Origin of the sequence: Cognatundibacterium curvum (assembly GCF_014284235.1) — a bacterium.
In the GTDB taxonomy this organism is placed as follows: domain Bacteria; phylum Pseudomonadota; class Gammaproteobacteria; order Burkholderiales; family Burkholderiaceae_D; genus Undibacterium; species Undibacterium curvum.
Genome location: NZ_JACOGD010000001.1, coordinates 304120 through 328099 on the forward strand (window position 1 = coordinate 304120; position 23980 = coordinate 328099).

The following is a 23980-nucleotide window of genomic DNA, read 5'->3' on the forward strand; positions in this document are numbered from 1 at the left end:
ACGTGATTTCTGCTTTATGGCGGCAAGCGGCGCTTGCCTGTATCTGTAGTCAGCTGTGTAGTCTGCTGCCATATGCCGTCAATCCGGCATATGGCAGCGAACTCAGCGATTTTGCACGCTTCAAAGCGGCCTCTTTGTCTTCAGACGCGACGCTATACGATAGAAATGGCCAGGTTTTACAGCGTCTGCGGGTCGATATGCAGGAACGCAAGCTGGCCTGGGTCCGGCTGGAGGATATCTCTCCGGCCGTCAGAAATGCGCTGATCGCCTCGGAAGATAAGCGTTTTTATGAGCACTCTGGGGTGGACTGGAGTGCCGTTGCTGCATCGGCCTGGGGGAATCTGTGGAATACCCGCACCCGCGGTGCATCCACCATCACCATGCAATTGGCTGGCCTGCTGGAGCAGGATTTACGCCGCAAAGCTGGCAGCCGTAGTCTGGCACAGAAAGTGAATCAGGCCTGGGTCGCACAAACCCTGGAACGCAACTGGAAGAAAGACCAGATATTGGAAGCTTATCTGAATCTGGTGCCATTTCGCGGCGAACTGGTGGGTATTCATGCGCTATCTCAAGTCATGTTTCAGAAGCACCCCAGCGGACTCGACTATATCGAAGCCGCAATCGCCGTAGCCTTATTGCGCGGACCGAACGCAACTGAAGCCAAAGTCACTGAGCGTGCCTGTCTGATTTTGCGTGAACAAAAACAGCCCGGCTTATGCACCAATCTTGAAGGCCAGATCAGGCTCGCATTTGCTCAGCTGAGTCGTGGGCTTGCGGTAGCAGGCAACTTCAGCAACGAAACGGCGGTCGCCAATCTGGCGCCGCATTTTGCGCGTAAGGTCTTAAGTCTGCAACAACGCGAATTCCGCTCCAGTTTGTCGCGTCCTTTGCAGGTTTATGCCAGAGACAGCCTGGTCCGACATTTATCAGCGCTGGTCGAGCGCAATGTCGAAGATGGCGCGGTGCTGGTGCTCGATAATGCGACCGGAGAAATCCTGGCCTGGGTTGGCTCCAGCGGGCAATTATCGGATGCCAGTCAGGTCGATGGCGTGCAGGCTTTGCGCCAGGCCGGATCGACGCTGAAACCGTTTTTATTTGAAATGGCGATAGAAAACCGTTTGATTACGGCGGCCTCGGTGCTGGATGACACGCCAGTCAATCTGAGTACCAGTAATGGGCTGTACATCCCGCAGAATTACGATAAGCATTTCAAGGGCCTGGTCAGTGCGCGTACTGCATTGGCTTCTTCACTGAATATACCCGCAGTGCGCTTATTGGTATCGCTGCAGCCGGAAGCTTTTTTCCAGCGTTTGCGTGCGCTGGGCATGGATTTGCGTGAATCTGGAAATTACTATGGCTATAGCCTGGCTTTAGGCAGTGCTGATATCAGTTTGCTACAACTGACCAATGCCTATCGTGCGCTGGCCAATCAGGGTAGCTATACACCGGTCAAATGGTCAGTCGCAGAGCAGGAGACTACTGCTAAACAAGTGATGCAGGCCGGAGCCAGTTACATCATCAGCGATATCCTGAGCGACCGGGCAGCACGCTCTGTGACGTTTGGATTGGAGAATGCTCTGTCTACCCGGATATGGACCGCAGTCAAAACCGGTACCTCCAAGGATATGCGCGACAACTGGTGTATCGGTTATTCCGACCGCTATACAGTCGGCGTCTGGGTGGGCAATGCATCCGGCGCACCGATGTGGGATGTATCTGGTGTGACCGGTGCGGCACCCGTGTGGCAGGACGTGATGCATTATCTGCACCGCTCACGTCCACAGCGCGCCATTGCGCCACCGAATGGCCTGGTCAGACAAACGATACGCTATGACAATGCGCTGGAAGCAGAGCGCAGCGAATGGTTTTTAGCGGGCACTGCGCAAAGCCAGATACAGTTAGGTACATCAAACCAGATACAGCCACACATCCTGTATCCCAAAGCCGGCATGATCGCCGCGCTGGACCCCGATATCCCGCTCGAACGCCAGCGCATACGCATCGCTGCCTATAGTGAACGCGGCATGCTGGTATTGGATGGAAAAAAGCTGACTGCCAGCCTGAATCCGAAAAAAGAACTGAGCTACGACTGGTTCCCATTCCCGGGGCGACATATGTTGAGCCTGCTCGATGCAGAAGGCCATCTGCAAGATCAGATTATGTTTGAAGTGCGTGGCGCGCAAATGAAGGCGCCACGCTAAGCACTGTTAATGCGCACCACCCGCATCAACCGGCGCAGAAGATTTTTTTGGTCTGGTGAGCCAGACAAAGCCGATCAATACCAGGAAAATCATCGCTGCCATATAAAAGATATCGGTTGCCGCCATGGTACTGGCTTGCACGCTGATGCTACGGTCCAGCACGGCATATGCAGCCTGATCCGGCAATCCCGCTTGCTGCATGGTTTGCATATTCTGCACAAATGCAGGTGAGGCATAACCGGTGGCTTCGGTCAGTCTCGCATGGTGCAGGGTGCTGCGATCATCCCACATGGTGGTCATGATAGAGGCCCCCATGCCGCCACACATAATCCTGACAAAATTGGACAGACCCGATGCCGCAGGAATTTTTTCCGGTGCCTGACCAGACAGAATGATAGAGGTCAGCGGAATAAAGAACATAGACATAGCCGCACCTTGTATCAGGGTGGGGATCAGCAAACTGACGGTATCGACCTCGGTATTGAAGCGTGCACGCATAAAGAACACCAGCGCAAAACCGAGGAAGGCAAGCGAGGCGATGCGGCGTGCGTCAACTTTAGGCAGGATCTTGCCTATGATGGGTGACAAGATAATCGCAAACACACCAACCGGCGCCATCACTTTACCGGCTTCGGTTGCAGTGTAGCCAAGCTGAGTCTGCAGCCACAGAGGCATGATCACCAGACTGCCAAAGAACAGGCCATAGCCAACTGAAATCGCAAGCACCCCGGCGGAGAAATTTCTGCCTTTGAACAGCGAGAGATCGACCACAGGATGATCCTGACCGTTTTCCCAAACAATGAAATAGATCAGACCAACGACAGCGATCACGGTCAGCAGAATAATTTCGCCGGAATTAAACCAGTCCAGTTCCTTTCCTTTGTCCAGCATCAGCTGCAGGGCACCGACCCAGATTACCAGCAGTACCAGACCGATTTTATCTATCGGAATCGCGCGCGTGACAGATTCCCGTTTTGCATAGATGGACCAGGTGGCCCAGGCGGTAAAGAGTCCGACCGGAATATTGATATAAAAAATCCAGGGCCAGGAATAATTATCTGAAATCCAGCCCCCCAGCAGTGGCCCCATAATCGGTGCCACCAGCGTCGTCATACCCCATAGCGCGAGCGCCATCGAGCTCTTTGCGGGCGGATAGCTGCCCAGCAGCAGGGCCTGGGATAAGGGGATCATCGGTCCTGCGACTGCGCCTTGCAAGATACGCGCGGCAATCAGTGTTTCTATATTCGGTGCCATGCCACACAGCCAGGACGACAGTACGAACAACAGGATGGATGCCATAAACAGTCTGACCTGACCGAACTGCATGGTCAGCCAGCCTGTCAGCGGTACCGAAATCGCGTTCGCCACCGCGAATGAGGTAATGACCCAGGTACCCTGTTGTGGCGAGACGCCGAGGTTACCGGAAATGGCTGGAATCGAGACATTCGCAATCGACGAGTCCAGCACATTCATAAACACTGCCAGTGACAACGCCAGCGTGCCCATGGCCAGCTGGCTGCCTTGCAAAGGCGGATGGGGAATGCGGGCAGCTGCGCTCATTACTTCGCCTTTGTGCTATGGGATGCCAGATTGGCCTGGATGATGTCAGCGATACGGCGATCGGCATCCTGTGCGCTTTGTTCAAAGACGCGGGTCTGGAATGCCGGAATACTGCGTGCAGCCGGAGCAGCACTCAATGCCTGTCCTTGCTGTTGTGAGATATCGACTTTGACCTGCATAGAGACGCCTACGCGCAAAGGATGGGCAGCCAGTTCTTTCGGGTCCAATGAAATTCTCACCGGTACACGCTGTACCACTTTGATCCAGTTGCCGGTTGCATTCTGTGCTGGCAATAAGGCGAAGGCGGAACCGGTACCAGCTGACACACCCACGACCTTACCGTGAAATTCCACGTCGCTGCCATACACATCAGAATGCAGAACCACATCCTGACCGATGCGCATTTTAGCCAGTTGTACTTCTTTGAAATTGGCATCCACCCACAGACTGTTCAGCGGGACGATAGACATTAAAGGACTGCCAGCTGCGACGCGTTGACCGATCTGCACCGCACGCTTGGCGACATAACCGGAAATGGGCGCTGGTAAGCTGGTGCGGCTTTCGGCGATCATCGCTTCTTTCAGACGCGCAGCAGCGCGCAGCACGTTAGGATGCTGTTCTATGCTGGTGTTTTCGGTCAATACTTTATTGGAAGCGAGCTGCTCTTTGGCAGTGTTCAATGCTGCTTCGCTTTGTTTGACTGCATTGCGTGCGTGTTCGATTTCTTCGACTGACACCGCGCCGCTGTTACCGGCTGCCATGCGGCGCGCCAGATCTGCTTTTGCACGTTCCAGCTCTACACTGCGCATATCGGCCATTGCTTGCAGGCTGTTGTTATTGGCAAAGGTCAGACGAACTTCCCTGACGGTTTGCGCCAGTTGAGCTGCAGCCTGAGTGCTGCTGACTTTCGCATCGGTGTTATCGAGTGCAATCAGGGTTTTGCCAGCATCCACCAGGTCGGTGTCATCAGCATGGATGGCAACCACGGTACCGGCGACCTGCGAAGTCAGCTGCACCAGATTACCCGCCGCATAGGCATCTTCGGTGTGCTCGAAATTCTTCAGCACGGTCAGCCAGTAATAGCCGTAAGCTGCAGCGGCGATGAGCAGGATGATACTGATGATGATCAGGCGGGATTTGCGTTTAGCCGGTGCAGCTTCTGGTGCGACAGTCGCATTCTGTGTGTTTGCTGCGTCTTTATTTGTGGTGTTCATGAGGTTCTGAATTAAAGTTTAATTTGGCCGTTGGCTTGCGCTAACAGCGATTACTTGAATTATTCGCAGGACTTACGCAAATTGTCCCAACAAGGCATGGCGACGCAGGCAGTAGCTGTGTACGACAAGGAGCCATAACGCCGCTGGGGCGGTTTTGCGTAAGTCCTAATTCGTTTGAGTCTGGCTGAATTTACTGCTGGGCTGCCGGGTAAGCGCCACCAAGCGCTTTGATCAGATTCACACGCGCATCAAGCTGACGGGCGCTGAGTTCAGCCATGTTTTTCTGCTGACTGATGAGCGCTAATTCAGCACTGATGACAGGCAGACGGTTACTGGTGCCGGTCTCGAAGCGCTGACGGTTGATGGTCAGCACTTGTTGCGCAGCCTGTTGCGCCTGCTCCTGTTGCGCGATCTGTAATGAGGTGCTTTGCAGCGTCTGTAACTGTTCCGCTGCGTCCTTAAGGGCGTTCAGCACAGCCTGGTTATACTGTAAAACTGCGCTGTCAGTGTCTGCCACTTTGCCTGCTAACTGAGCACGCAGCCTGCCACCTTCGAACAGTGGTAAATGAATGGCTGGTCCGGCACCAATGATGGCGCTGTCGGATTTGAGTAGTTTATCCAGACCCAGACTGGATAAGCCCGCAAAGCCGACCAGATTGATATTCGGATAAAAACGATTTTTCGCGAGATCAACTTCGCCACGCAAGGCTTCTATGCGCCATTTTGCAGCGATGATTTCTGGCTTACGGCCTATCAGATCGAGTGGCAATTCGGCAGGTAGATAAAAATCCACTTTACGGGAGGTAGCAGGCGTCGCAATGCTGTTGGCAAATTCCGGTGTTTGTCCGGCCAGCAAAGCCAGTTGCAGTTTGGTCTGCGCGATGGCTTCGCGCCAGCTCAGCGCTTCCGCTTGCAGGTTGGCGACCGAAACCAGATTTTGCTGTAACTCAGAACGGTTATCCAAACCTGCTTTCAGACGTTGCTGACTCAGGCTATCCCAGTCTTTTCTGAGTTTTAGTTGCTGCTCTGTGAGTGCAAGCTGGCCAGCCTGTTTCTGTAACTGCACCCATTGCCGTGCAATCGCATTGGAGAGCAGTAATTTGGCACTCTCGGTTTCAGCTCTGGCCGCCTGTTCGGTAGACAGGCCTACGCGAGACTGGGCTTGATGCTTACCCCAGAAGTCGAGTTCATAACTCAGATTTACCGTCATCTGGTTATTCGATTCAGAACTGCCAGCCAAAGGTGGTGGCACCATGCCATTCTTAGTGAAACGCTGATACGTGCTTTCGGCGTTCCCGGTCAGGCTCATCTGACTGTCTGCGGCTAACTGATCTTGCAAAGCCCGGGCATTCGCTATACGCGTGGCAGCAATCTGTACGCCGGGATTGTGCGTCAGCGCAGTCTCAATTAACTGACTCAGCTGGGTGCCGCCCAGCTCCGCACTCCAGTTGGTATCCGGCCAGCGCACGGTATCTGCCTTGCCCGATTGACTGACTTTGAGTTCTGTTGCCTGCTCTTTAATGCCTGAGAAGTCAGCGCAGGCGGATAACAGCAATGCCGCGCTCAGGCTGGTCGCGATCAGACTGAGTCTGGCCGGACTGGTATTGGAAGTTTGCTTCATAGGATAAGTGATATTGAGATTATTGATTGCCTGAGCAATTAATTTGATAGGTATCGAGTTTGTCGCGATTAGCGAGTAATTTGCGTAGCAGGCACTTTAGAAAGCCCAGCTCTTCCTGCGTAAAGCCAGTCAGGGCCACATCCATCACCTCGCGGAATATCGGCGGCAGCTGTACTGCGAGTTGCTGACCTGCCTCAGTCAACTCCAGCCGGAACAGACGCTTGTCGGATAGATCTGCAACCCGCGTTATCCAGCCTTTTTCAGCCATCTTATCCAGTGTGCGCTTCATGGCTGCTGAGTCGATGAACAGGTCGCGTGCTAATTCGGCTGCAGTTGAGCATTTCTGCATATGCAGCATCATGAACACGCTGCCCTGAGCATGGGTGACGCCGAGGCGACTCAATGCTGCGTCGATAGAGCGCGACACCATGGTGCGTGAACGTGACATTAAATAGCCGACGCTATCCTCAATCTGGGTTACGTCGAACTGCAAAGGAGTGGGGGTGTCGTGCATATTTCCTCAAGTTAAATCATTGCCTAGGCAATAGTATAGTGCATCTGAAAATTTTCTGCAGGACATAAAAAAAGCACCGCGTACGGTGCTTTTTAAAGAGACTGGAAAGTACTCAGAGGATTTCACTAGCATGATCCGCCAGCCTGGAGCGTTCACCCCGGGCCAGCGTGACATGGCCGCTATGGGCCCAGCCCTTGAAACGATCTACAACATAAGTCAGACCACTCGAACCTTCGGTCAGGTAAGGCGTATCAATCTGCGCGATATTGCCGAGGCAAACGATCTTAGTGCCAGGACCGGCACGCGTGACCAGCGTCTTAACCTGTTTTGGGGTCAGATTCTGAGCTTCATCGATAATCAGGAACTTATTGACGAAGGTACGGCCACGCATGAAGTTAAGCGATTTGATCTTAATCTTGGAACGGATCAGATCCTGGGTCGCAGCACGGCCCCAGTCGCCGGCATCGTTATCGGATTTATTCAATACTTCCAGATTGTCGTCAAATGCGCCCATCCATGGTGACATCTTCTCTTCTTCTGTGCCTGGCAGGAAGCCGATATCTTCACCCACCGGTACAGTCACACGGGTCACGATAATCTCGTTATAGGTCTTGGTTTCCAATACCTGCGCCAGGCCAGAAGCCAATGCAAGTAAGGTTTTGCCAGTACCAGCCTGACCCAGCAGGGTAACAAAATCGCATTCCGGATCCATCAGCAGATTCAGTGCGAAATTCTGTTCACGATTGCGTGAGGTGACACCCCATACGCTGTGTTTCACATGCCCATAATCGCGCAGGGTTTGCAAGACTGCGGTTTTGCCATTGATCTGTCTGACCTGACCATAGAAAGAGGCTTCGCCGTTTTTAGGTTCCAGATAGACAAACTGATTGACCAGCAGGCTGGGAATCACAGGGCCGGTAATGCGGTAGAAGGTGGTGCTGATACCGTTTTTATTTTCCTGCCAGGTCTCTATGCCCTTGCCATGTTTATTCCAGAAATCGTCAGGTAACTGCACGATGCCGGTGTACAGCAAATCCGAGTCTTCCAGCACATGATCGTTGAAGTAATCTTCAGCAGGCAAGCCCATCGCACGCGCTTTAATGCGCATGTTGATGTCTTTGGAGACCAGTACGATAGGGCGGCCCGGGAATTCTTTTTCCAGTGCCTGAACCACACCCAGTATCTGGTTGTCGGCTTTACCTTGTGGCAGACCACGCGGCAGATCGATATTCTGTAATTTGGTCTGGAAGTAGAGGTGGCCGCCTGCATCCTTATTGCCAAGCTTGGACAGCGGGATGCCATGCTCGATTGCGTCATGGCTGATGTCTGCCACCAGGCCATCTAAAGTACGTGAAACCTGGCGTGCATTGCGTGCGACTTCAGACATGCCTTTTTTATGATCGTCCAGCTCTTCCAGTGTGATCATGGGCAGGTAGACATCATGTTCCTCAAAGCGGAACAGGCAAGTCGGGTCATGCATGAGCACATTGGTATCGAGTACGAACATTTTGCTGATACCGGATTTGTCCGCCGCGCGGCTGATGCCGGATTTCGCTTTATTTTGCGGATTTTTGGCTTTGACAGCAGCCACCTGTTGGGTCGCTTCACGCGCGTTCTGCGCAGGTGCTGCCGCTACCGCAGCAGGCGCCGGGCTGACGGCTGGTTTAGCTGGGGCCGCTGGTTTCGCGGCGGGCTTTTTAGCGATAGCTTCAGTTTTAAATACGGTTTTTTCCTTCTCTACAGCGACTTTTGCTGTTTTGCCTGTTTTCGCCTTCTCTGCGGTCGGATAGTCCTTAGGCGAGAGCAGGGCAGCTGGTTTTGTCGGCATTTTGGGCAATGGCATGAAAACCTCAATCAAAAAGTGAGAGCAGAAAAAATCAAAGCCACAGCGGCAAGCTCCTGTTGCTTCAGGGGCTTAGCCGTTGTGGCCTGAATAGATGAGAAAGCGAAGGAGTTCAATTAATTAGGGGCACTCACAAATTTAAGTACTTCATCGACGTGACCTGCAACTTTCACGCCTCTCCATTCTTTCACCAACTTACCTGTTGCGTCAATCACAAATGTGCTGCGTTCGACACCGCGCACCTGTTTGCCATACATGTTTTTGAGCTTCATCACATTAAACATGGTACACAGCGCTTCGTCAGGGTCAGAGATTAATTCAAACGGTAAGGCGAGTTTATTTTTGAAGCCTTCGTGTGAGCGCAGGCTGTCACGGCTGATGCCGAATACAACGGCGTTATGCGCTTCAAATTCGGCATGCAGATCACGGAAAGCGATGCTCTCCGTGGTGCAGCCCGGGGTATTGTCTTTCGGGTAAAAATACAGCACCAGGGTTTTTCCACTGTAGTCATTCAGGTCAAAAGGCTTCTGACCGGTCATGGCGGCGCTAAAGTGGGGAACCTGGCAATTTAGTGCAGAGGGGGTGTCAGCCACTGTCATCTCCTGAGTAATTGAAAGGAGACTGTTGCTGCCACCTCAGATGACAGCGACCAGATCTCCGGAACGTCCTGGTAAGCTTGCCCAAGTTAAGGGCTTAATTGGTAGTGCATCTGCTTTCAGGCCGGCAGAATAGTCAGCCATCGATATGCAACGGTATCCCAGCTGCTTCCAGCCAGTTAGCAATTGCTCGAATATGGGGGCAAGTTTCTGACCTTCAAGCTCGGCATGTAAAGTAAATACATGATCGCGCTGATCGCGGCATAAATCCAGAATGCAGGTGGCGATGTTCGAGGTCGTGATTTCTTTGCCTTTGATTTCACGTCCCAGCAATTCATCCAGCGTCGGCAAAGTGGTCGGCATTTGTATGCATTGCTGCAGCTTGCCATTCACTTGCAGCCGGTAAGGGCCTGCGGCTGGATCAGTCAGGCTGCCATCTTCATTGAGCATCGCTCTGCCATCAGACGCATACTGCATGCCAAATGCATCGAGTTTATCGAAGGCATACGGATTCATTTGCCAGCCTGCCGCTCCATGAGTGCGTGGCGCAGAGCCAAAGATGGAACTGAAACGTGCATATGCTGCATCCAGCTGACGCTCGGTCCAGGCACGGTCTTTGGTTCTGACATTATCCTGCCACACCACATGATCCCAGGTATGGATGCCGCATTCAAAACCGGCCTGCTGAACTGCGCGCATTTCAGTGACACAGGCACCGATATCGGGCGCCGGCAAAAAGACTCCATACATCAGGGTCTTGATGCCGTAATGTTCGACTACCGAAGTGCGCGACACTTTTTGGAAAAAACCCGGCCGGAACGCGCGCCTTAAGGCCCAGCCGGTATGGTCTTTACCCAGCGAGAACAGAAAGGTCGCGCCAGCCTGATGCTGGCTCAGAAGGCGTACCAGATTCGGTACGCCTTCTTTCGTGCCGCGATAGGTGTCTACGTCAATTTTAAGAACGATACTAGGCATGCGTTGCGACATCAGTCCATCAATGCGCGTGCTTCCGCAACCTGGGAACGGTATGCGTCGAAAATATTACGCATAGTGTCCTGCATGGTTGTCACTGGCTTCCAGCCCAGTTCTTCGCAAGTATTGGTGATTTTCGGCACGCGGTTTTGTACGTCCTGATAGCCTTTGCCATAGTAAGCAGCCGATGTGGTTTCGGTCAGCTCTACTTTTTTCGCGGTTTCAGCGTATTCAGGATATTCCGCAGCCAGATCCAGCATCATGTGCGCCAGTTCACGGATTGAGTAGTTGTTAGTCGGATTGCCGATGTTGTAAATCTTGCCGCTGGCGACACCATCTTTGTTATCGATGATACGCATCAGTGCGTCAATGCCGTCATCGATGTAAGTGAACGCACGTTTTTGCGCGCCGCCATCGACCAGAGAGATATTTTCGCCGCGTACGATATGACCAAAGAATTGGGTCACTACGCGTGAGCTGCCTTCTTTCGGTGTATGGATATTATCCAGCCCGGCGCCGATCCAGTTGAAAGGACGGAACAAAGTGAAGTTCAGGCCTTCCATGCCGTAGCCCCAGATCACGCGATCCATCAGCTGTTTAGCGCAAGAGTAAATCCAGCGTGGTTTGTTGATAGGGCCGCAGATCAGTTCAGATTCTTCCGGATCAAACTCTTCATCGTGGCACATGCCATACACTTCGGAAGTGGATGGGAATACCAGATGCTTACCGTATTTAGCTGCCGAACGTACGATAGGCAGATTGGCTTCAAAGTCCAGCTCAAACACGCGCAAAGGCTGTTTGACGTAAGTGGAAGGGGTTGCGATCGCTACCAATGGCAAAATGACGTCGCATTTTTTAACGTGATATTCCACCCATTCTTTATTGATGGTGATGTCACCTTCAAAAAAGTGCATACGCGGGTGATTGATCAAGTCGCCCAGACGTTCGGTCTGCATATCCATGCCGTAGACTTCCCAGTCTGTCGTTTCGAGGATGCGCTTGGACAGATGGTGACCGATAAAACCGTTCACACCGAGAATGAGGACTTTTTTCATAATGGTTTCTTCTTTAAAAAGGATGATTGCTATGTTTTTTATGTTGCTGCTTCAAGGGCCTGACTGTTTGAAATAGTCAGTAGCTTTAAGAAGCCAGCATGTCACGCAATTCTTGCGCTGTAAGGGCACGTGGTCCATTCAGCAATTCTAGTATTTTCACTGCACGGCCATCGCCGCACACGCCAAATATCATATTATCTAACACATGTAAGCCAATCGCCAAATTTCCGACTTCCCGGTCAGTTAATCTTGCCTTTCCAATCACGAAACGATGGCCGTTCTGATCAAAAAAGGCACCAGGGTAGGGCGGAGCGACAGCGCGATGCAGATTGTAGACCTGTTGCGCGGTTTGGGACCAGTCTATACGACCATCTTCCGGTTTGCGACCACCAAAATAACTGCCTTGTTCCAGCTGGTTAGGCAAGGGATGAACTCGTCCACTCAGCAAACCCGGCAAAGCCTGCCATAAAGTCTGTTCTGCCGCGACGGTCAGCTTGCCGAATACTTCATAAGCGGTATCGTCGGACAAAATAGGCACAGCAACTTGCGCGATGATCGCACCCGCATCCGGCTTGGCCGCCATTTCATGCAGGGTCGCGCCGGTTTCAGTTTCACCATGCAGTACCGCCCAGTTAACCGGGACGCGTCCGCGATACTTAGGCAGCAGGGAACCATGCAGGTTGTACGCACCGCGTTTTGCGAGTGCCAGCAAATTCACTGGCAGCATGTGGCGGTAGTAAAAGCTGAAAATAAAGTCGGGCGCGATGGCCGCGACTTGCGCATACAAGTCTTCAGACTTGGGGTCTGCTGGCGTGATGCTGGGTATGCCATGTTCTGCACACAGTGCTGCGACCGACTCAAACCAAATGGTTTCAGCCGGATTATCTTCATGGGTAACCACCAAAGCGATATCTATGCCTTTGGCGAGCAGGGTTTTAATGCTGCGTACGCCAACATTGTGATAGGCAAAGACAACGGCTTTTGCGTTTGTAGTCGTCAATTCAGTTTCCTTCTTTTTCATTCAGCGCATTATCTTGCAGGATAGTCTGCACCACATAGCGTGGACGACCTCTGACTTGCTGGTAAATCCTGCCTACGTATTCACCGAGCAAACCGATGCCGAACAGGATTACGCCCATCAGGAAAAAGGCGATTGCAAATAAAGTGAACAGACCTTCAGCCTCAGCACCAAAGACAAAGCGGCGTATCAGCAATAAACTGACCAGACCGCCGGACAATAGCGAAAGCATCATCCCCAGCATAGAGAACCATTGCAAAGGCATGATAGAGAAGCCAGTCATGAGATCAAAATTAAGCCGTATCAGACTGTACAGCGAATACTTCGATTCACCGGCGGACCGCTCCTCATGCTCCACCGTGATTTCGGTGGGTTTGCGTGCAAAGGTATAGGCAAGTGCAGGCACAAAGGTATTCACTTCACTGCACTGATTGATCAGGTCGATCACATTGCGGCCATAGGCGCGCAGCATATTGCCTTGATCTGTGATTTTGATACGGGTGATTTTTTCGCGCAGGCGGTTCATCGCCTTCGAGGCATAAGTACGCCAGGCAGAATCCTGACGTTTGCGGCGGATAGAACCGACATAGTCATAACCCTCGCGCATTTTATCGACCAGTGCACCGATTTCTTCCGGTGGATTCTGCAAGTCGGCGTCGAGTGTGACCACGATGTCGCCACGGGTGGCTTCAAAGCCAGCCAGTATCGCCATGTGCTGACCATAATTCCCGTTAAATAGCACCACCCGCGTCACATCAGGACGGGCGCGGAACTGATCGGCCAGGATCAGTGCCGTATTGTCGCGACTGCCATCATTGACAAAGATGATCTCGTAGCTCACGCCACGTGTCGCCAGCTGATCCAGTGCAGGATACAAACGGGCGAACAGATGGGCGAGGCCAGCTTCTTCGTTATAAACGGGAATAACAACGGAAAGTTCAGGTTTCATCGTGGTCGTAACTTAGGGCAAATTCAAAGAAGGCAGGATTTTACCGCAGACACCACTCTTTCGACATCTGCATTTGTCATCGCCGGGAATAAAGGCAGCGTCACGATCTGTTTGCCTACCCGCTCCGCGATAGGGAACATGCCTTCTTTGAAGCCGCGCTCACGGTAAAGTGTGAACAAATGGATGGCGCGATAGTGGTAACCCAGGCCGATTTTCACATCCAGCATTTTCTGCATGAATTCGCCACGATTCACAGTTTCCGGCAACACCACATGGAACATATGCCAGTTAGAGTTTTCAAAATCAGCCACCGGTAACTCAGCACCGCTCAGGGCTTCAAAGTCAGCACCGAAAGTGTCGAAATAATGCTGTGCCAGCGCTTTACGCTTGCCATTGAATTCTTCCAGGCGCTTTAGTTGTCCGAGACCGATTGCTGCCGCCATATCGGTCATATTGTATTTACCGCCCAGCACATCGACATCGATACCATCCAGACCCTGGCGTGACACGCCTTGCAGGCGGTATTTTTCTGCCAGTCTGGCTTCTTCCGCATTGTTAAGAACCAGGCAGCCACCTTCGCCTGTCATGATGTTTTTATTGACCTGGAAACTGAAAGAAGCAAAGTCGCCGAAAGAGCCGATACGCTTGCCTTTCCAGGTCGAGCCTATGGCCTGGGCCGCATCTTCAATTACGCGCAGCTTGTATTTCTCAGCAATGGCATATAAGTGATCCATGTCACAAGGCAGGCCACACATATGAACTGGAATCACCGCTTTGGTTCTTGGCGTGATGGCTGCTTCCAGCATATTGAGGTCGATATTATGCGTTTTTGGATCGATGTCCGCGAACACTGGCGTTGCGCCGACTTCGATAATCACATTCGCGGTCGCGACCCAGGAATTCGGCGTTGTGATGACTTCGTCGCCCGGGCCTATGCCCGCGATACGCAAGGCGATTTCCATGGTGCAGGTGCCTGAATTAAAAGTACGAACCGGACGGCCACCAAAAAATTCAGACAGCTTAGCTTCCAGTTCCTGTACTTTCGGTCCGCTGGTCAGCCAGCCTGAGCGCATCACATCGGCCACAGCGGCGATCATCTCTTCGTCAATAGTCGGTTTGGTAAAAGGCAGAAAAGCCAGTTCATTACTCATGATTTTCCTTTCAGGTCTGCGCAGGCGCAGGAATTTTTTATTGTTTGATGGGTAGTATTTTTCTTGACGCTTCCTGGAATCAGCTTTTCACCAGCAGTGCCACGCCGATGATAATGATGCCGATGGCCAGCATACGCTGCAGGGACATCACTTCACCAAGAAAATACCAGGCACCGATGGCGTTCACGATATAGCCTATGGACAGTAAAGGGTAGGCGATAGTCACATCGACGCGGGACAAGCCAATAATCCACACCACCACGGAAATGACGTAGCAACTCAGACCGCCTATGATCGGTAACTGAGTCGCCAGTTGCAGGCCGGTAGACAACCAGTTTTCTGCATTCAGATGGATAGCACCCACTGCATTGGTGCCTTTTTTTAGTAATAACTGAGCGACCGCATTGAGCAGAATGCCGGTCAGGATAAAGCCGAAAGTTTGGATATTCATTATTTAGTTTGGTCGATATTGAGTCTTATTTCGCAAGCGGAACTGCCACGATAATACGTTTAGGATCCTGAGCGATGACGCGCATAGCGACACCAGCTTTGTTCAGGTCGTCATACACATCATCACGCATGATGGCGACCGCAGGTTCGCCCGCTTGCTGATGGGCCTGCCATTTTGCGACAAAATCTTCGCGCTTTGGTATCCACAATTCAGGCTGCTGTTGTAAGCCGAATTGCATCTCGTCCGGGAATTCAACCAAAATCACTGTGCGTTGCAAATAGAAGGGTAAGGCTTGTTCATAGCGACCGACCGCATAAATCGGCGTTGTGGCGCTGACTAATTCTTTTTGTATCGCCGGGATGTGCGCGCTGCCTGCGATATACCGTCCCCAAGGCTCGTGACCCAGGAAAGCGATCTGGCCGAGCAGATAGCCGGACGTCGCCAGCACGATAATGGCCCAGTCTTTGCCGTTGCCAGGCTTACGCGCCAGCAGCCAGCTCACAGCACCGCCCAGCAAGGCCAGTGCAGCGACGACATACAGCCAGTTGGCATAAGCAGCACTTAAAGCCTGTTCCAGCGCCGGTTTATTTTTACTGATGTCGATTGCTTTGCCTACGCCCAGCAATCCGCCCAGTCCTAACAACACCATTAAGATGGCAGCCACTTGCAGGCTGCGGCTGCCACTTTGCTCAAGCTGCACTGCTATCAGCAGGGCGAGAGCAGGGAAGATAGGCAGGATATAGCCTGGTAATTTGGAACCGGAAATACTGAAAAAGAAAAAGAAGAACACTGCCCAGATCAATAGCATCAGCGAAGGTTGAAAGCGTGTTGGCGTTTTTTTCATCCCGCTCAGCAAGCCTTGTATCAGTGCGCCCAGCCAAGGAATGATGCCCAGTGCCAGCAAAGGGAAAAAGTAATGCCAGGCGCCGCCGCGCTTATGCACGCCGCTGGTGAAACGGTCAAAGTGCTCGTGGATGAAGAAAAAGTGCGGATGCTCAGGATTTTTCAGCGCAATCAATATGAACCAGGGCGCAGTGATGGCGAAAAACAGCAGCAGTCCTTTGCCAAAATGCAGCCGTGTCCACAAACGCCAGTCACGGGTAATCAAGGTGTATAGGATCAATACCGTGCCCGGCAACACAAAACCTATCAGGCCTTTAGACATGGTTGCCAGCGCCATACCGGCCCAGCAAATCAGCATCGCATTTCTTTGTTCAGTCGCGCTGACGCCGTCACGTTGCCCCAGCAGCAGACCGCACATGGTCAGTGTCATCATGCCCGACAAGCCCATGTCCAGCGAATTCACATGCCCCATGCCGGCCCAGTAAAAGCTGGAGCCCAGCACCAGAGCGGCAATCACACCAACCCGGGCAGAATATACGCGCTTGCCGGTCAGCCAGACTGCAGCCACACCGATCAAACCGCACAATCCGGTCCACAGGCGCGCCTGCCAGTCACCCAGGCCAAACAACGCAAAGCTGATTGCATTCATCCAGTTTTGCAGCGGTGGTTTTTCGAAATATTTAATGCCATTCAGGCGCAGCGTGATCCAGTCTCCGCTGGCCAGCATCTCCCGTCCCATTTCGGCATAGCGACCTTCATCAGTAGGCACTAAGGTACGGGCACCCAGCATATAGAACCAGATGATCAAAAAACTGATGGCTAAGGCCCATAGCGTACGCGTTGATTCCAATGGTGATTTGTGCCGTGACTTAAGCGTTGTGTGACTCATGCCTGCTCCATAATCAGCGCCAGTGCCACTTTGCGGCCTTCTGCCATCAGAATATTATAGGTGCGGCAGGCTGCCTGACTATCCATGCTCTCTACGCCTATACGTTTAGCGGTAAGCGCCTGTATAAGACGCGGATGGACAAACTGCTGTTTTGCACCGGTACCGAGGATGACCACATCTGGCTGGTGTGCCAACACCTGTTCAAAACTGGCCTCAGTTAACTCTGCAAAGCGATTGACCGGCCAACTGACGGGTTTAATTTCCGGCAGCACGATCAGGCTGTGTTGGTAGACGATAGCGTTAATTTCAACACTGTCCGTTTCGTACCCGGTAATGGTCTGGTACTGTTGTGTAGGCGTTGTGTGCAGCTTCATAGTGTTGCGGTATTCCAGCTTAGTTGACCGGTTGTTCCGGAAAGTGCGGCATTGTAACTTTTTTTCAGCCCAACGAAAGCGGCATTCATCATGCGAATCGTTTCCGCTTTCCTGATGCACGGACTTATTGCAAACAGGCATGGCGGGCGTTAACAGAAAAAGCAAACGATTTCCTAGGTAAAAACGACATAAGCTTATATGGATTTGGAATTAAATTCGGTGAAAATGCAATTTAAGTTTATCTAAATGCAGAAAACGAATTGATTTAAGTGCTTACCTTGGGCAAAATGCATCGTTCGGCAGTGCAGCAAATTCGCTTGATCCTTGCGGCCACAGACAGTGTTTGCGTCGTGGTGTCATCTTGGTGGCGGCAGCTAAGCTTGCACGCAATACTCGTATTGAATCTCGTGTTGCGTCTCTGGTGGAGATAGTCAACTGAAAGTTAAAAGGAATTCTGAGTGCGTCCTATTCAAAAATCACAAAAATTAGCCGATGTCTGTTACGACATACGCGGACCAGTTCTGGAAAAAGCCAAACAAATGGAAGATGAAGGGCATAAGATCATTAAGCTCAACATCGGCAATCTGGCGGTCTTTAACTTTGATCCGCCAGATGAAATCGTGCAGGACATGATACGGAATATGCACGGCGCTGCGGGCTACACGGATTCCAAGGGCATGTTTGCGCCGCGTAAAGCAATCATGCATTACACCCAGCAAAAGCATATCCATGGCGTGACGATAGAAGATGTGTATATCGGCAATGGCGCGTCTGAGCTGATCGTGATGGGCATGAATGCCTTACTCAATAGCGGCGATGAAGTGCTGGTGCCTGCGCCTGATTATCCATTGTGGACTGCAGCCGTCAGCCTGTCTGGCGGTAAGCCTGTGCACTATGTGTGTGATGAAAGTGCAGACTGGATGCCGGACATCGACGACATCAAGAAAAAAATCACACCGAATACCAAGGCTATCGTCGTCATCAACCCCAATAATCCTACCGGTGCGCTGTATCCGGTCGAGGTGCTGCAGCAAATCGTCGACGTCGCACGTGAACATCAGCTGATCGTGTTTGCTGACGAGATTTACGATAAGACCTTGTATGACGGCGAAGTACATACCTCGATCGCCTCGCTGGCGGACGATGTCTTATTCCTGACCCTGAACGGCCTGTCTAAGAACTACCGCTCCTGCGGTTATCGTGCTGGCTGGATGGTGGTGTCCGGTGAAAAGCGTCACGCCAAGGATTACATCGAAGGTTTGAATATGCTGGCTTCCATGCGGCTGTGCGCTAATGCGCCCGGTCAGTTTGCGATTCAGACAGCATTAGGTGGCTACCAGAGTATCGATGACCTGGTGGGCCCCGGAGGTCGTTTGCTCAAGCAGCGCGATCTAGCCCATAAACTGCTGACGGAAATACCCGGCGTAAGCTGTGTAAAACCGAAAGCAGCTTTGTATATGTTTCCGAAACTGGACCCCGAGATTTACCCGATCAAGGATGACCAGGAATTCATACACGAATTGCTGACTGAGCAGCGCGTGTTGTTAGTGCAGGGCACAGGTTTTAACTGGATCAAACCGGATCATTTCCGGGTTGTGTTCCTGCCAAATACGGATGATTTAACTGAGGCGTTCGGCAGAATTTCTCTTTTCCTCGAATCTTACCGAAAACGTCACGGTACTTATTAATTTTTTTTAGTCAGAGCTCATATGAAACCCATCAAAGTTGGTCTGTTAGGTATAGGAACCGTTGGTTCCGGCACATTCAATGTCTTAAAGCGCAATCAGCAGGAAATTATGCGTCGCGCTGGCCGTTCGATTGAAATTACCATGATTGCAGACCTCAACACTGAGCGGGCACGTGAGCTGGCTGGCGACAGTTGTGAAGTGGTGAATGACGGCAATCTGGTGGTCACGCATCCTGATATCGATATCGTGATCGAGCTGATAGGTGGCTATGGCATTGCCAAGGATCTGGTGTTAAAGGCCATCGCAAATGGCAAGCATGTGGTGACCGCCAATAAAGCCTTGCTGGCTACCCACGGCAATGAGATTTTTAAAGCCGCGCAAGAAAAAGGTGTGATGGTGGCCTTTGAAGCAGCTGTCGCTGGGGGCATCCCTATCATTAAGGCACTGCGTGAAGGCCTGACCGCCAACCGCATCGAATGGATAGCTGGCATCATCAATGGCACTACCAATTTCATTTTGTCTGAGATGCGTGATAAAGGGCTGGATTTCGCGACTGTGCTCAAGCAGGCCCAGGCTTTAGGATATGCCGAAGCAGATCCGACTTTCGATATTGAAGGTGTAGATGCAGCGCATAAAGCCACCATCATGGCTTCGATTGCGTATGGCATACCGATGCAGTTCGATAAGGCCTATGTGGAAGGCATCACCAAACTGGAAGCCAGCGATATCCGCTATGCTGAAGAATTAGGCTATCGCATCAAGCTGCTGGGTATTACCAAACGCACACCGGATGGCATAGAATTGCGCGTTCATCCTACCCTGATCCCGGAAAAACGCCTGATCGCCAATGTAGAAGGCGCGATGAATGCGGTACTGGTACAAGGTGATGCGGTCGGCGCGACACTGTATTACGGTAAAGGCGCAGGCTCTGAGCCAACCGCATCAGCCGTGATTGCTGATCTGGTCGACATTACGCGTCTGGCGACGGCTGATCCGGAACACCGTGTGCCGCATCTGGCTTTCCAGCCCGACGCGCTGAGCAATCTGCCTATTCTGCCTATGTCAGAAATCGTGACCAGCTACTACCTGCGTATGCATGTGGAAGATCGTCCTGGTGTATTGGCTGATGTAACGCGCATATTGGCTGATTTGACGATCTCTATTGATGCGATGCTACAGAAGGAGCCAGGCGATGGTGAAACCCGTACTGACATCATCATCCTCACGCATCAGACGAAAGAAAAAAATATCGTCGCTGCGATAGAGAAAATCGAGCAGTTGCAAACTGTGTTCGGTGCAGTCACTAAGTTACGCCTGGAAGAGTTGAGCTGAGTCCAGCTGCCGCTCCGTGGCAGCTTCTGACAAAAAAACGCGCCCATGGCATCATGGACGCGTTTTTTTATTTCTTCCACTCATGAGCCAATTACCCAACTGTGATGTAGCTGTGCTGAGCCGCTGGCAAATTCTGGCCTATGCCTTGTTTGCGTATCCGCTCGCCATCCTGGCCTTGCCAGTGTATGTCTATCTGCCGCAGTTTTACTCAGAACAGTTTGGCCTGAGTCTGTCGCTGATAGGCAGTATCTTGCTGGTATCACGTATGCTGGATGCTTTTTTTGATACGCTGGCCGGACAGTATATCGATCGCTATTCACCACAAGTTGGATTCCGCCGCTTTTTACTGCTTGCAGTGCCAGCTTTGCTCACAGGTTTTCATGCCTTATTCCATCCACCAACCTGGTCTGGCACGGCTTTACTGAGCTGGCTATGTGGCTCACTCTTGCTGGTGTACGCTGGATTTAGTCTGGCCAGCATCGCTTATCAAAGCTGGGGCGCAACGCTGAGTGCTGATCCGGCATGGCGTACCAGACTCACCGCAAGCAGAGAGTTTGTTGGTTTGCTGGGGGTCATTTCGGCCGCCTTATTCGTACAGTTTGCACCGGTTCAGCATCTGTCCTGGCTGCTGCTGATCAGCAGCGCGATCGCGCTCAGCAGTCTGTTGCGCTGGACCCCGGATCGCCGTCAGTCATCAACACCCGCTGCAGCCAGGAACAATGCGCTGTCTTTGCGCCAGCTATTTGCCGGGCGCGACTTCCGCAAACTGTTTTTGGTCTTTGTACTCAATGGGATAGCCGCAGCAATTCCGGCCACCTTATTTCTGTTTTTCGTGAAAGATAAATTAAGGCTGGAACAAAGCGCAGGGCTGTTATTGCTGGCCTATTTCTTAAGTGCTGCTATTTCTATGCCCGTCTGGAGCTGGCTGGCCGCGCGTATCCATGAGAGCCGCGCCTGGGCGCTGGCCATGCTGCTTGCGATCAGCAGCTTTGTCTGGGCTACGCTATTGTCTGCGGGCGATCTGACTGCATTTGCAGTGATTTGTGTGCTGTCCGGTTTCGCACTTGGCGCAGATCTGGCATTGCCACCAGCCTTGCTTGCGGGTGTGATACAGGCAGCCGGACATCATGATCAATACGAGGGCAGCTATTTCGGTGTCTGGAACTGGGCAAACAAAATGAATCTGGCACTGGCGGCAGGCTTGGTTTTGCCCGCGCTGGAATGGTCGGGTTATACACCGAATACAGTCTCAGGCAGCGTACAAGGTTTGAGTGCTTTGACGATTATGTATGCGGTCGTGCCGAGCATCCTGAAAGCAGCCGCACTGGCCGTACTGATGCGCGCAAAGCTGGATAAGGTTTAAGGCAAACACTTTAATCCAGCGCGAGAGATTCGCACTCAGCGCAAAGTTTTTTCCATAAATTCTGTGCTGCCATCGTGGTGAATTCTGAGCAGGGTTGAAACCCGGGTGCCATAGTCTTGCGACACGATGCAGGGGGAGGACAACAGGCGCTCGCGTTCGAAAGAAATGCCAGTATCGGGTAAACGGCAATCCGGAGCCTGCGTGGTATTTGACAGCATTTCAAAAAATGCGTCTTGCGGTGCCAGCTGACAAATCAGGCTCGCGAATTCTGCCTTAGTGCGGACTACTTTATGCCAGCAAGTATCGAGTGCAGCATTCGACACGCCATAAATGCCCGGTGCTAAAGCAATGCCATTCTTGGCATTGTCGCGGTGACGATTGGAATACCAGATCATGTCCTGACCATCATTGACCAATAGATTGTAGCCATTGTATTCATCATCAAAGGCCGCAATCTGACGCACGTATTCAGCCGCAGAGATGTCATTTTCGAGGAAGCGGCTGACCAGTTCTCCGCGGCTGCGTGCCGATTCTTTCGATTCAGAAGGCGCACGCACATTGGTTACGGCGGCAAACTTAGTCGCCTGCAGCGCATCCTGACTCAGGCTGCGTATGCCCAGCCAAGTGCCATGAGACTGTAAATCGCGACCAGCGAAAATACCCGGTTTATCTTGCCAGTGATGCGCCTCACTGGCGGCGCGGGCGTAATACTCATCGCGGTTGGCCGCAACAACCAGCGGTGTATCGGGGAGTAACTTCCAGGCAAAAACAATCAGGCACATACCACTACATCCACAAAATATTCAGCGTGACGCTCAGCATACTGCAACTCAGGAAAATCCACATGTTGCAATGCGGAGCGCAATTGCGCTTCAAAGTTGTCCGGCACCTCACGGTAAATTTCCATCCAGGTGATCAGTCCCTGCTTTAAATCGGGGCGGCGCTGCAATGCCATTCCTGTTTGCTGCAGTTCAGGAGACAGTGCGCGCAGACGCTGCTGCAGCAGCGCGACTTCCGCAATGACTGCAACGGCCTTTGCGTCCGGCATCTTAAAGTAAATATAGCAATCCATACTGATCTCTCGCTTTGCCCTGAAGTTCAGCGCATCATTAAGCTCAATCGCGCGTAACATCCACAATCGCGTAGGGCAGAGGCATCAGACTGATGACTGGGCCATCTGGGCTGCCTGCATGCAGTATGCCTGCTTCCTGATCAGCCAGCGTGGACTCGAATAAAATCAGACTGCTATCAGCGCCCGCATTTTCCGCGTTCACGATGGTGCCGCAGGCTTGCTCAGGGTGGTCTGCGTGATACACATCCATGCCAGCCGCCAGATCCGGCGTCGCTACCTGTCCCAATGCCATACGACGTTTTAATTTGCCCAGATACTGGCTGCGCGCCACGATTTCCTGGCCCGGATAGCAGCCTTTTCTGAAATTCACACCGCCGACTAATTCGAAATTAATCATTTGCGGGACAAATTTTTCTTGTGTCGCCGCCTGTATATGCGGGATGCCAGCCAGGATATTACTCAGATACCAGTCACTCGAATTACAGACCGCCAATTGCGCTGATAACTCAGTCCAGGCCTGATCCGCCAGCGCGACCGGGCATATCCAGATCAGGCGCAGCAAACCTTGCACGCCGTCCTGTCGTATCAGAGTGCCAGCCGCATTGCTGCGCTGTTCACCATCTGCTGGCAACTCCGGAAACCAGCTTTGTACCGCTGCGTGTGCCTGAGCTCCGCCAAGGGCGATGCTGACATACTGCTCGTTACAGTCAGCCAGCTTGGCTTTTGCACGCAGTACAAACATTTGCAAACGCTTTTGGGTACTGGCCTGTAAGTCACGCGCCATTTGCAGCATGATGCCTTGTTCGGTTTTCCAATACAAAACACTGGCCAGCATACGGCCCTTGGCTGTGCAATAGGCGGCGCGGCGCACGGCGTTTTGCGGCAAGCGCTCGACATCATTGCTGATCTGCCCGTGCAGAAAGCTGGCAGCATCGTCGCCGCTGATCAGTGTCAATCCCTGATCAGCCAGCAGGCTCACAAATCCTTGCTGAAATGCGGGCTGATTCCAGGCCGGTGGATAGCCATGAAGACGGTTTTCTGAAAATGTTAATTGGTGGCGGGCAGCGAATTCTTGCGACATAGTGAAGCGTAACCTTATAAAACAATTCGATATAGGGCGATATATATCATAATTGCTCAATTCGTGTATGACTGCGGGTTCTGCGCCCGCAGTGAAGCAATAAAATTTACAGCGATCCGCGCTCGATAAGCTCAACTTCGCAAGCGACATGCGGTAAACTACGCGCCTTACAAAATCCCGTTCTGCCACCCCC

Annotated in this window: 21 protein-coding genes; 4 read left to right on the forward strand and 17 right to left on the reverse strand. The window is 52.2% G+C overall.

The features are described 5' to 3' along the window. Window positions 1-2 precede the first annotated feature (2 nt). The gene (gene pbpC, locus H8K43_RS01395; protein ID WP_329604463.1) at window positions 3-2201 is read left to right on the forward strand and encodes a penicillin-binding protein 1C; all 2199 of its coding nucleotides are present in this window, start codon (window positions 3-5) and stop codon (window positions 2199-2201) included. A 6-nt stretch (window positions 2202-2207) separates the two neighbouring features. Here pbpC and H8K43_RS01400 read toward each other — a convergent pair whose 3' ends face one another. The 14 genes from H8K43_RS01400 to H8K43_RS01465 form a co-directional block, all read right to left on the reverse strand. Next, window positions 2208-3761 carry a DHA2 family efflux MFS transporter permease subunit gene (locus H8K43_RS01400; RefSeq protein WP_186902191.1) on the reverse strand — a complete coding sequence of 518 codons (1554 nt, stop codon included), beginning with the start codon at window positions 3759-3761 and terminating at the stop codon, window positions 2208-2210. Next, entirely contained in the window at window positions 3761-4975 is a 1215-nt protein-coding gene (locus H8K43_RS01405; RefSeq protein WP_186902192.1) for an HlyD family secretion protein, read from the reverse strand. The genes H8K43_RS01400 and H8K43_RS01405 overlap by 1 nt, the downstream gene beginning before the upstream one ends. A 190-nt stretch (window positions 4976-5165) precedes the next feature. Then, complete coding sequence (locus H8K43_RS01410) at window positions 5166-6596, reverse strand: efflux transporter outer membrane subunit (protein WP_186902193.1); 1431 nt, start codon at window positions 6594-6596, stop codon at window positions 5166-5168. A gap of 19 nt (window positions 6597-6615) precedes the next feature. Next, window positions 6616-7110 (reverse strand): MarR family winged helix-turn-helix transcriptional regulator, encoded by a 495-nt coding sequence (locus H8K43_RS01415; protein ID WP_186902194.1) that lies wholly within the window; start codon window positions 7108-7110, stop codon window positions 6616-6618. A gap of 112 nt (window positions 7111-7222) precedes the next feature. Then, window positions 7223-8953 carry a PhoH family protein gene (locus tag H8K43_RS01420; RefSeq protein ID WP_186902195.1) on the reverse strand — a complete coding sequence of 577 codons (1731 nt, stop codon included), beginning with the start codon at window positions 8951-8953 and terminating at the stop codon, window positions 7223-7225. A 116-nt stretch (window positions 8954-9069) separates the two neighbouring features. Then, window positions 9070-9552 (reverse strand): peroxiredoxin, encoded by a 483-nt coding sequence (locus H8K43_RS01425; RefSeq protein ID WP_186902196.1) that lies wholly within the window; start codon window positions 9550-9552, stop codon window positions 9070-9072. Window positions 9553-9588: 36 nt separating this feature from the next. Beyond that, on the reverse strand, window positions 9589-10524 hold the full coding sequence (locus H8K43_RS01430; protein ID WP_186902197.1) for a polysaccharide deacetylase family protein: 936 nt from the start codon (window positions 10522-10524) through the stop codon (window positions 9589-9591). 11 nt (window positions 10525-10535) lie between these two features. Beyond that, on the reverse strand, window positions 10536-11576 hold the full coding sequence (locus H8K43_RS01435) for a bifunctional UDP-4-keto-pentose/UDP-xylose synthase (protein ID WP_186902198.1): 1041 nt from the start codon (window positions 11574-11576) through the stop codon (window positions 10536-10538). Between the two features lie 85 nt (window positions 11577-11661). Beyond that, complete coding sequence (locus tag H8K43_RS01440; RefSeq protein WP_329604464.1) at window positions 11662-12576, reverse strand: formyltransferase; 915 nt, start codon at window positions 12574-12576, stop codon at window positions 11662-11664. Between the two features lies 1 nt (window position 12577). Continuing rightward, window positions 12578-13543 carry a glycosyltransferase gene (locus tag H8K43_RS01445; protein WP_186902200.1) on the reverse strand — a complete coding sequence of 322 codons (966 nt, stop codon included), beginning with the start codon at window positions 13541-13543 and terminating at the stop codon, window positions 12578-12580. A gap of 23 nt (window positions 13544-13566) precedes the next feature. Further along, window positions 13567-14694: a DegT/DnrJ/EryC1/StrS family aminotransferase gene (locus H8K43_RS01450; RefSeq protein WP_186902201.1), complete on the reverse strand. Its 1128-nt coding sequence runs from the start codon at window positions 14692-14694 to the stop codon at window positions 13567-13569. Between the two features lie 79 nt (window positions 14695-14773). Then, window positions 14774-15145 (reverse strand): EamA family transporter, encoded by a 372-nt coding sequence (locus H8K43_RS01455; protein WP_186902202.1) that lies wholly within the window; start codon window positions 15143-15145, stop codon window positions 14774-14776. A 25-nt stretch (window positions 15146-15170) separates the two neighbouring features. Further along, the gene (locus H8K43_RS01460) at window positions 15171-16877 is read right to left on the reverse strand and encodes a glycosyltransferase family 39 protein (RefSeq protein ID WP_186902203.1); all 1707 of its coding nucleotides are present in this window, start codon (window positions 16875-16877) and stop codon (window positions 15171-15173) included. Then, window positions 16874-17251 carry an Mth938-like domain-containing protein gene (locus tag H8K43_RS01465; RefSeq protein ID WP_186902204.1) on the reverse strand — a complete coding sequence of 126 codons (378 nt, stop codon included), beginning with the start codon at window positions 17249-17251 and terminating at the stop codon, window positions 16874-16876. The genes H8K43_RS01460 and H8K43_RS01465 overlap by 4 nt, the downstream gene beginning before the upstream one ends. 458 nt (window positions 17252-17709) lie before the next feature. Here H8K43_RS01465 and H8K43_RS01470 point away from each other — a divergent pair, with 458 nt between their 5' ends. The 3 genes from H8K43_RS01470 (at window position 17710) to H8K43_RS01480 (ending at window position 21634) form a co-directional block, all read left to right on the forward strand. After that, a complete protein-coding gene (locus H8K43_RS01470; RefSeq protein ID WP_162018545.1) occupies window positions 17710-18939 on the forward strand; it encodes a pyridoxal phosphate-dependent aminotransferase in 1230 nt (409 codons plus the stop codon). 21 nt (window positions 18940-18960) lie between these two features. After that, window positions 18961-20271 (forward strand): homoserine dehydrogenase, encoded by a 1311-nt coding sequence (locus tag H8K43_RS01475; RefSeq protein WP_186881422.1) that lies wholly within the window; start codon window positions 18961-18963, stop codon window positions 20269-20271. Window positions 20272-20353: 82 nt separating this feature from the next. Beyond that, entirely contained in the window at window positions 20354-21634 is a 1281-nt protein-coding gene (locus H8K43_RS01480; RefSeq protein ID WP_186902205.1) for an MFS transporter, read from the forward strand. 35 nt (window positions 21635-21669) lie between these two features. On the opposite strand, the gene H8K43_RS01485 is transcribed toward H8K43_RS01480, so the two are convergent. The 3 genes from H8K43_RS01485 to ygfZ are packed head-to-tail and all read right to left on the reverse strand — an operon-like array spanning window position 21670 to window position 23787. Continuing rightward, window positions 21670-22416, reverse strand: a complete 747-nt coding sequence (locus tag H8K43_RS01485; RefSeq protein ID WP_186902206.1) for an NRDE family protein — start codon at window positions 22414-22416, stop codon at window positions 21670-21672. Continuing rightward, window positions 22407-22706, reverse strand: a complete 300-nt coding sequence (locus H8K43_RS01490) for a DUF4936 family protein (RefSeq protein ID WP_186902207.1) — start codon at window positions 22704-22706, stop codon at window positions 22407-22409. The genes H8K43_RS01485 and H8K43_RS01490 overlap by 10 nt, the downstream gene beginning before the upstream one ends. 43 nt (window positions 22707-22749) lie before the next feature. After that, on the reverse strand, window positions 22750-23787 hold the full coding sequence (gene ygfZ / locus H8K43_RS01495; RefSeq protein ID WP_186902208.1) for a CAF17-like 4Fe-4S cluster assembly/insertion protein YgfZ: 1038 nt from the start codon (window positions 23785-23787) through the stop codon (window positions 22750-22752). Window positions 23788-23980 lie beyond the last annotated feature (193 nt).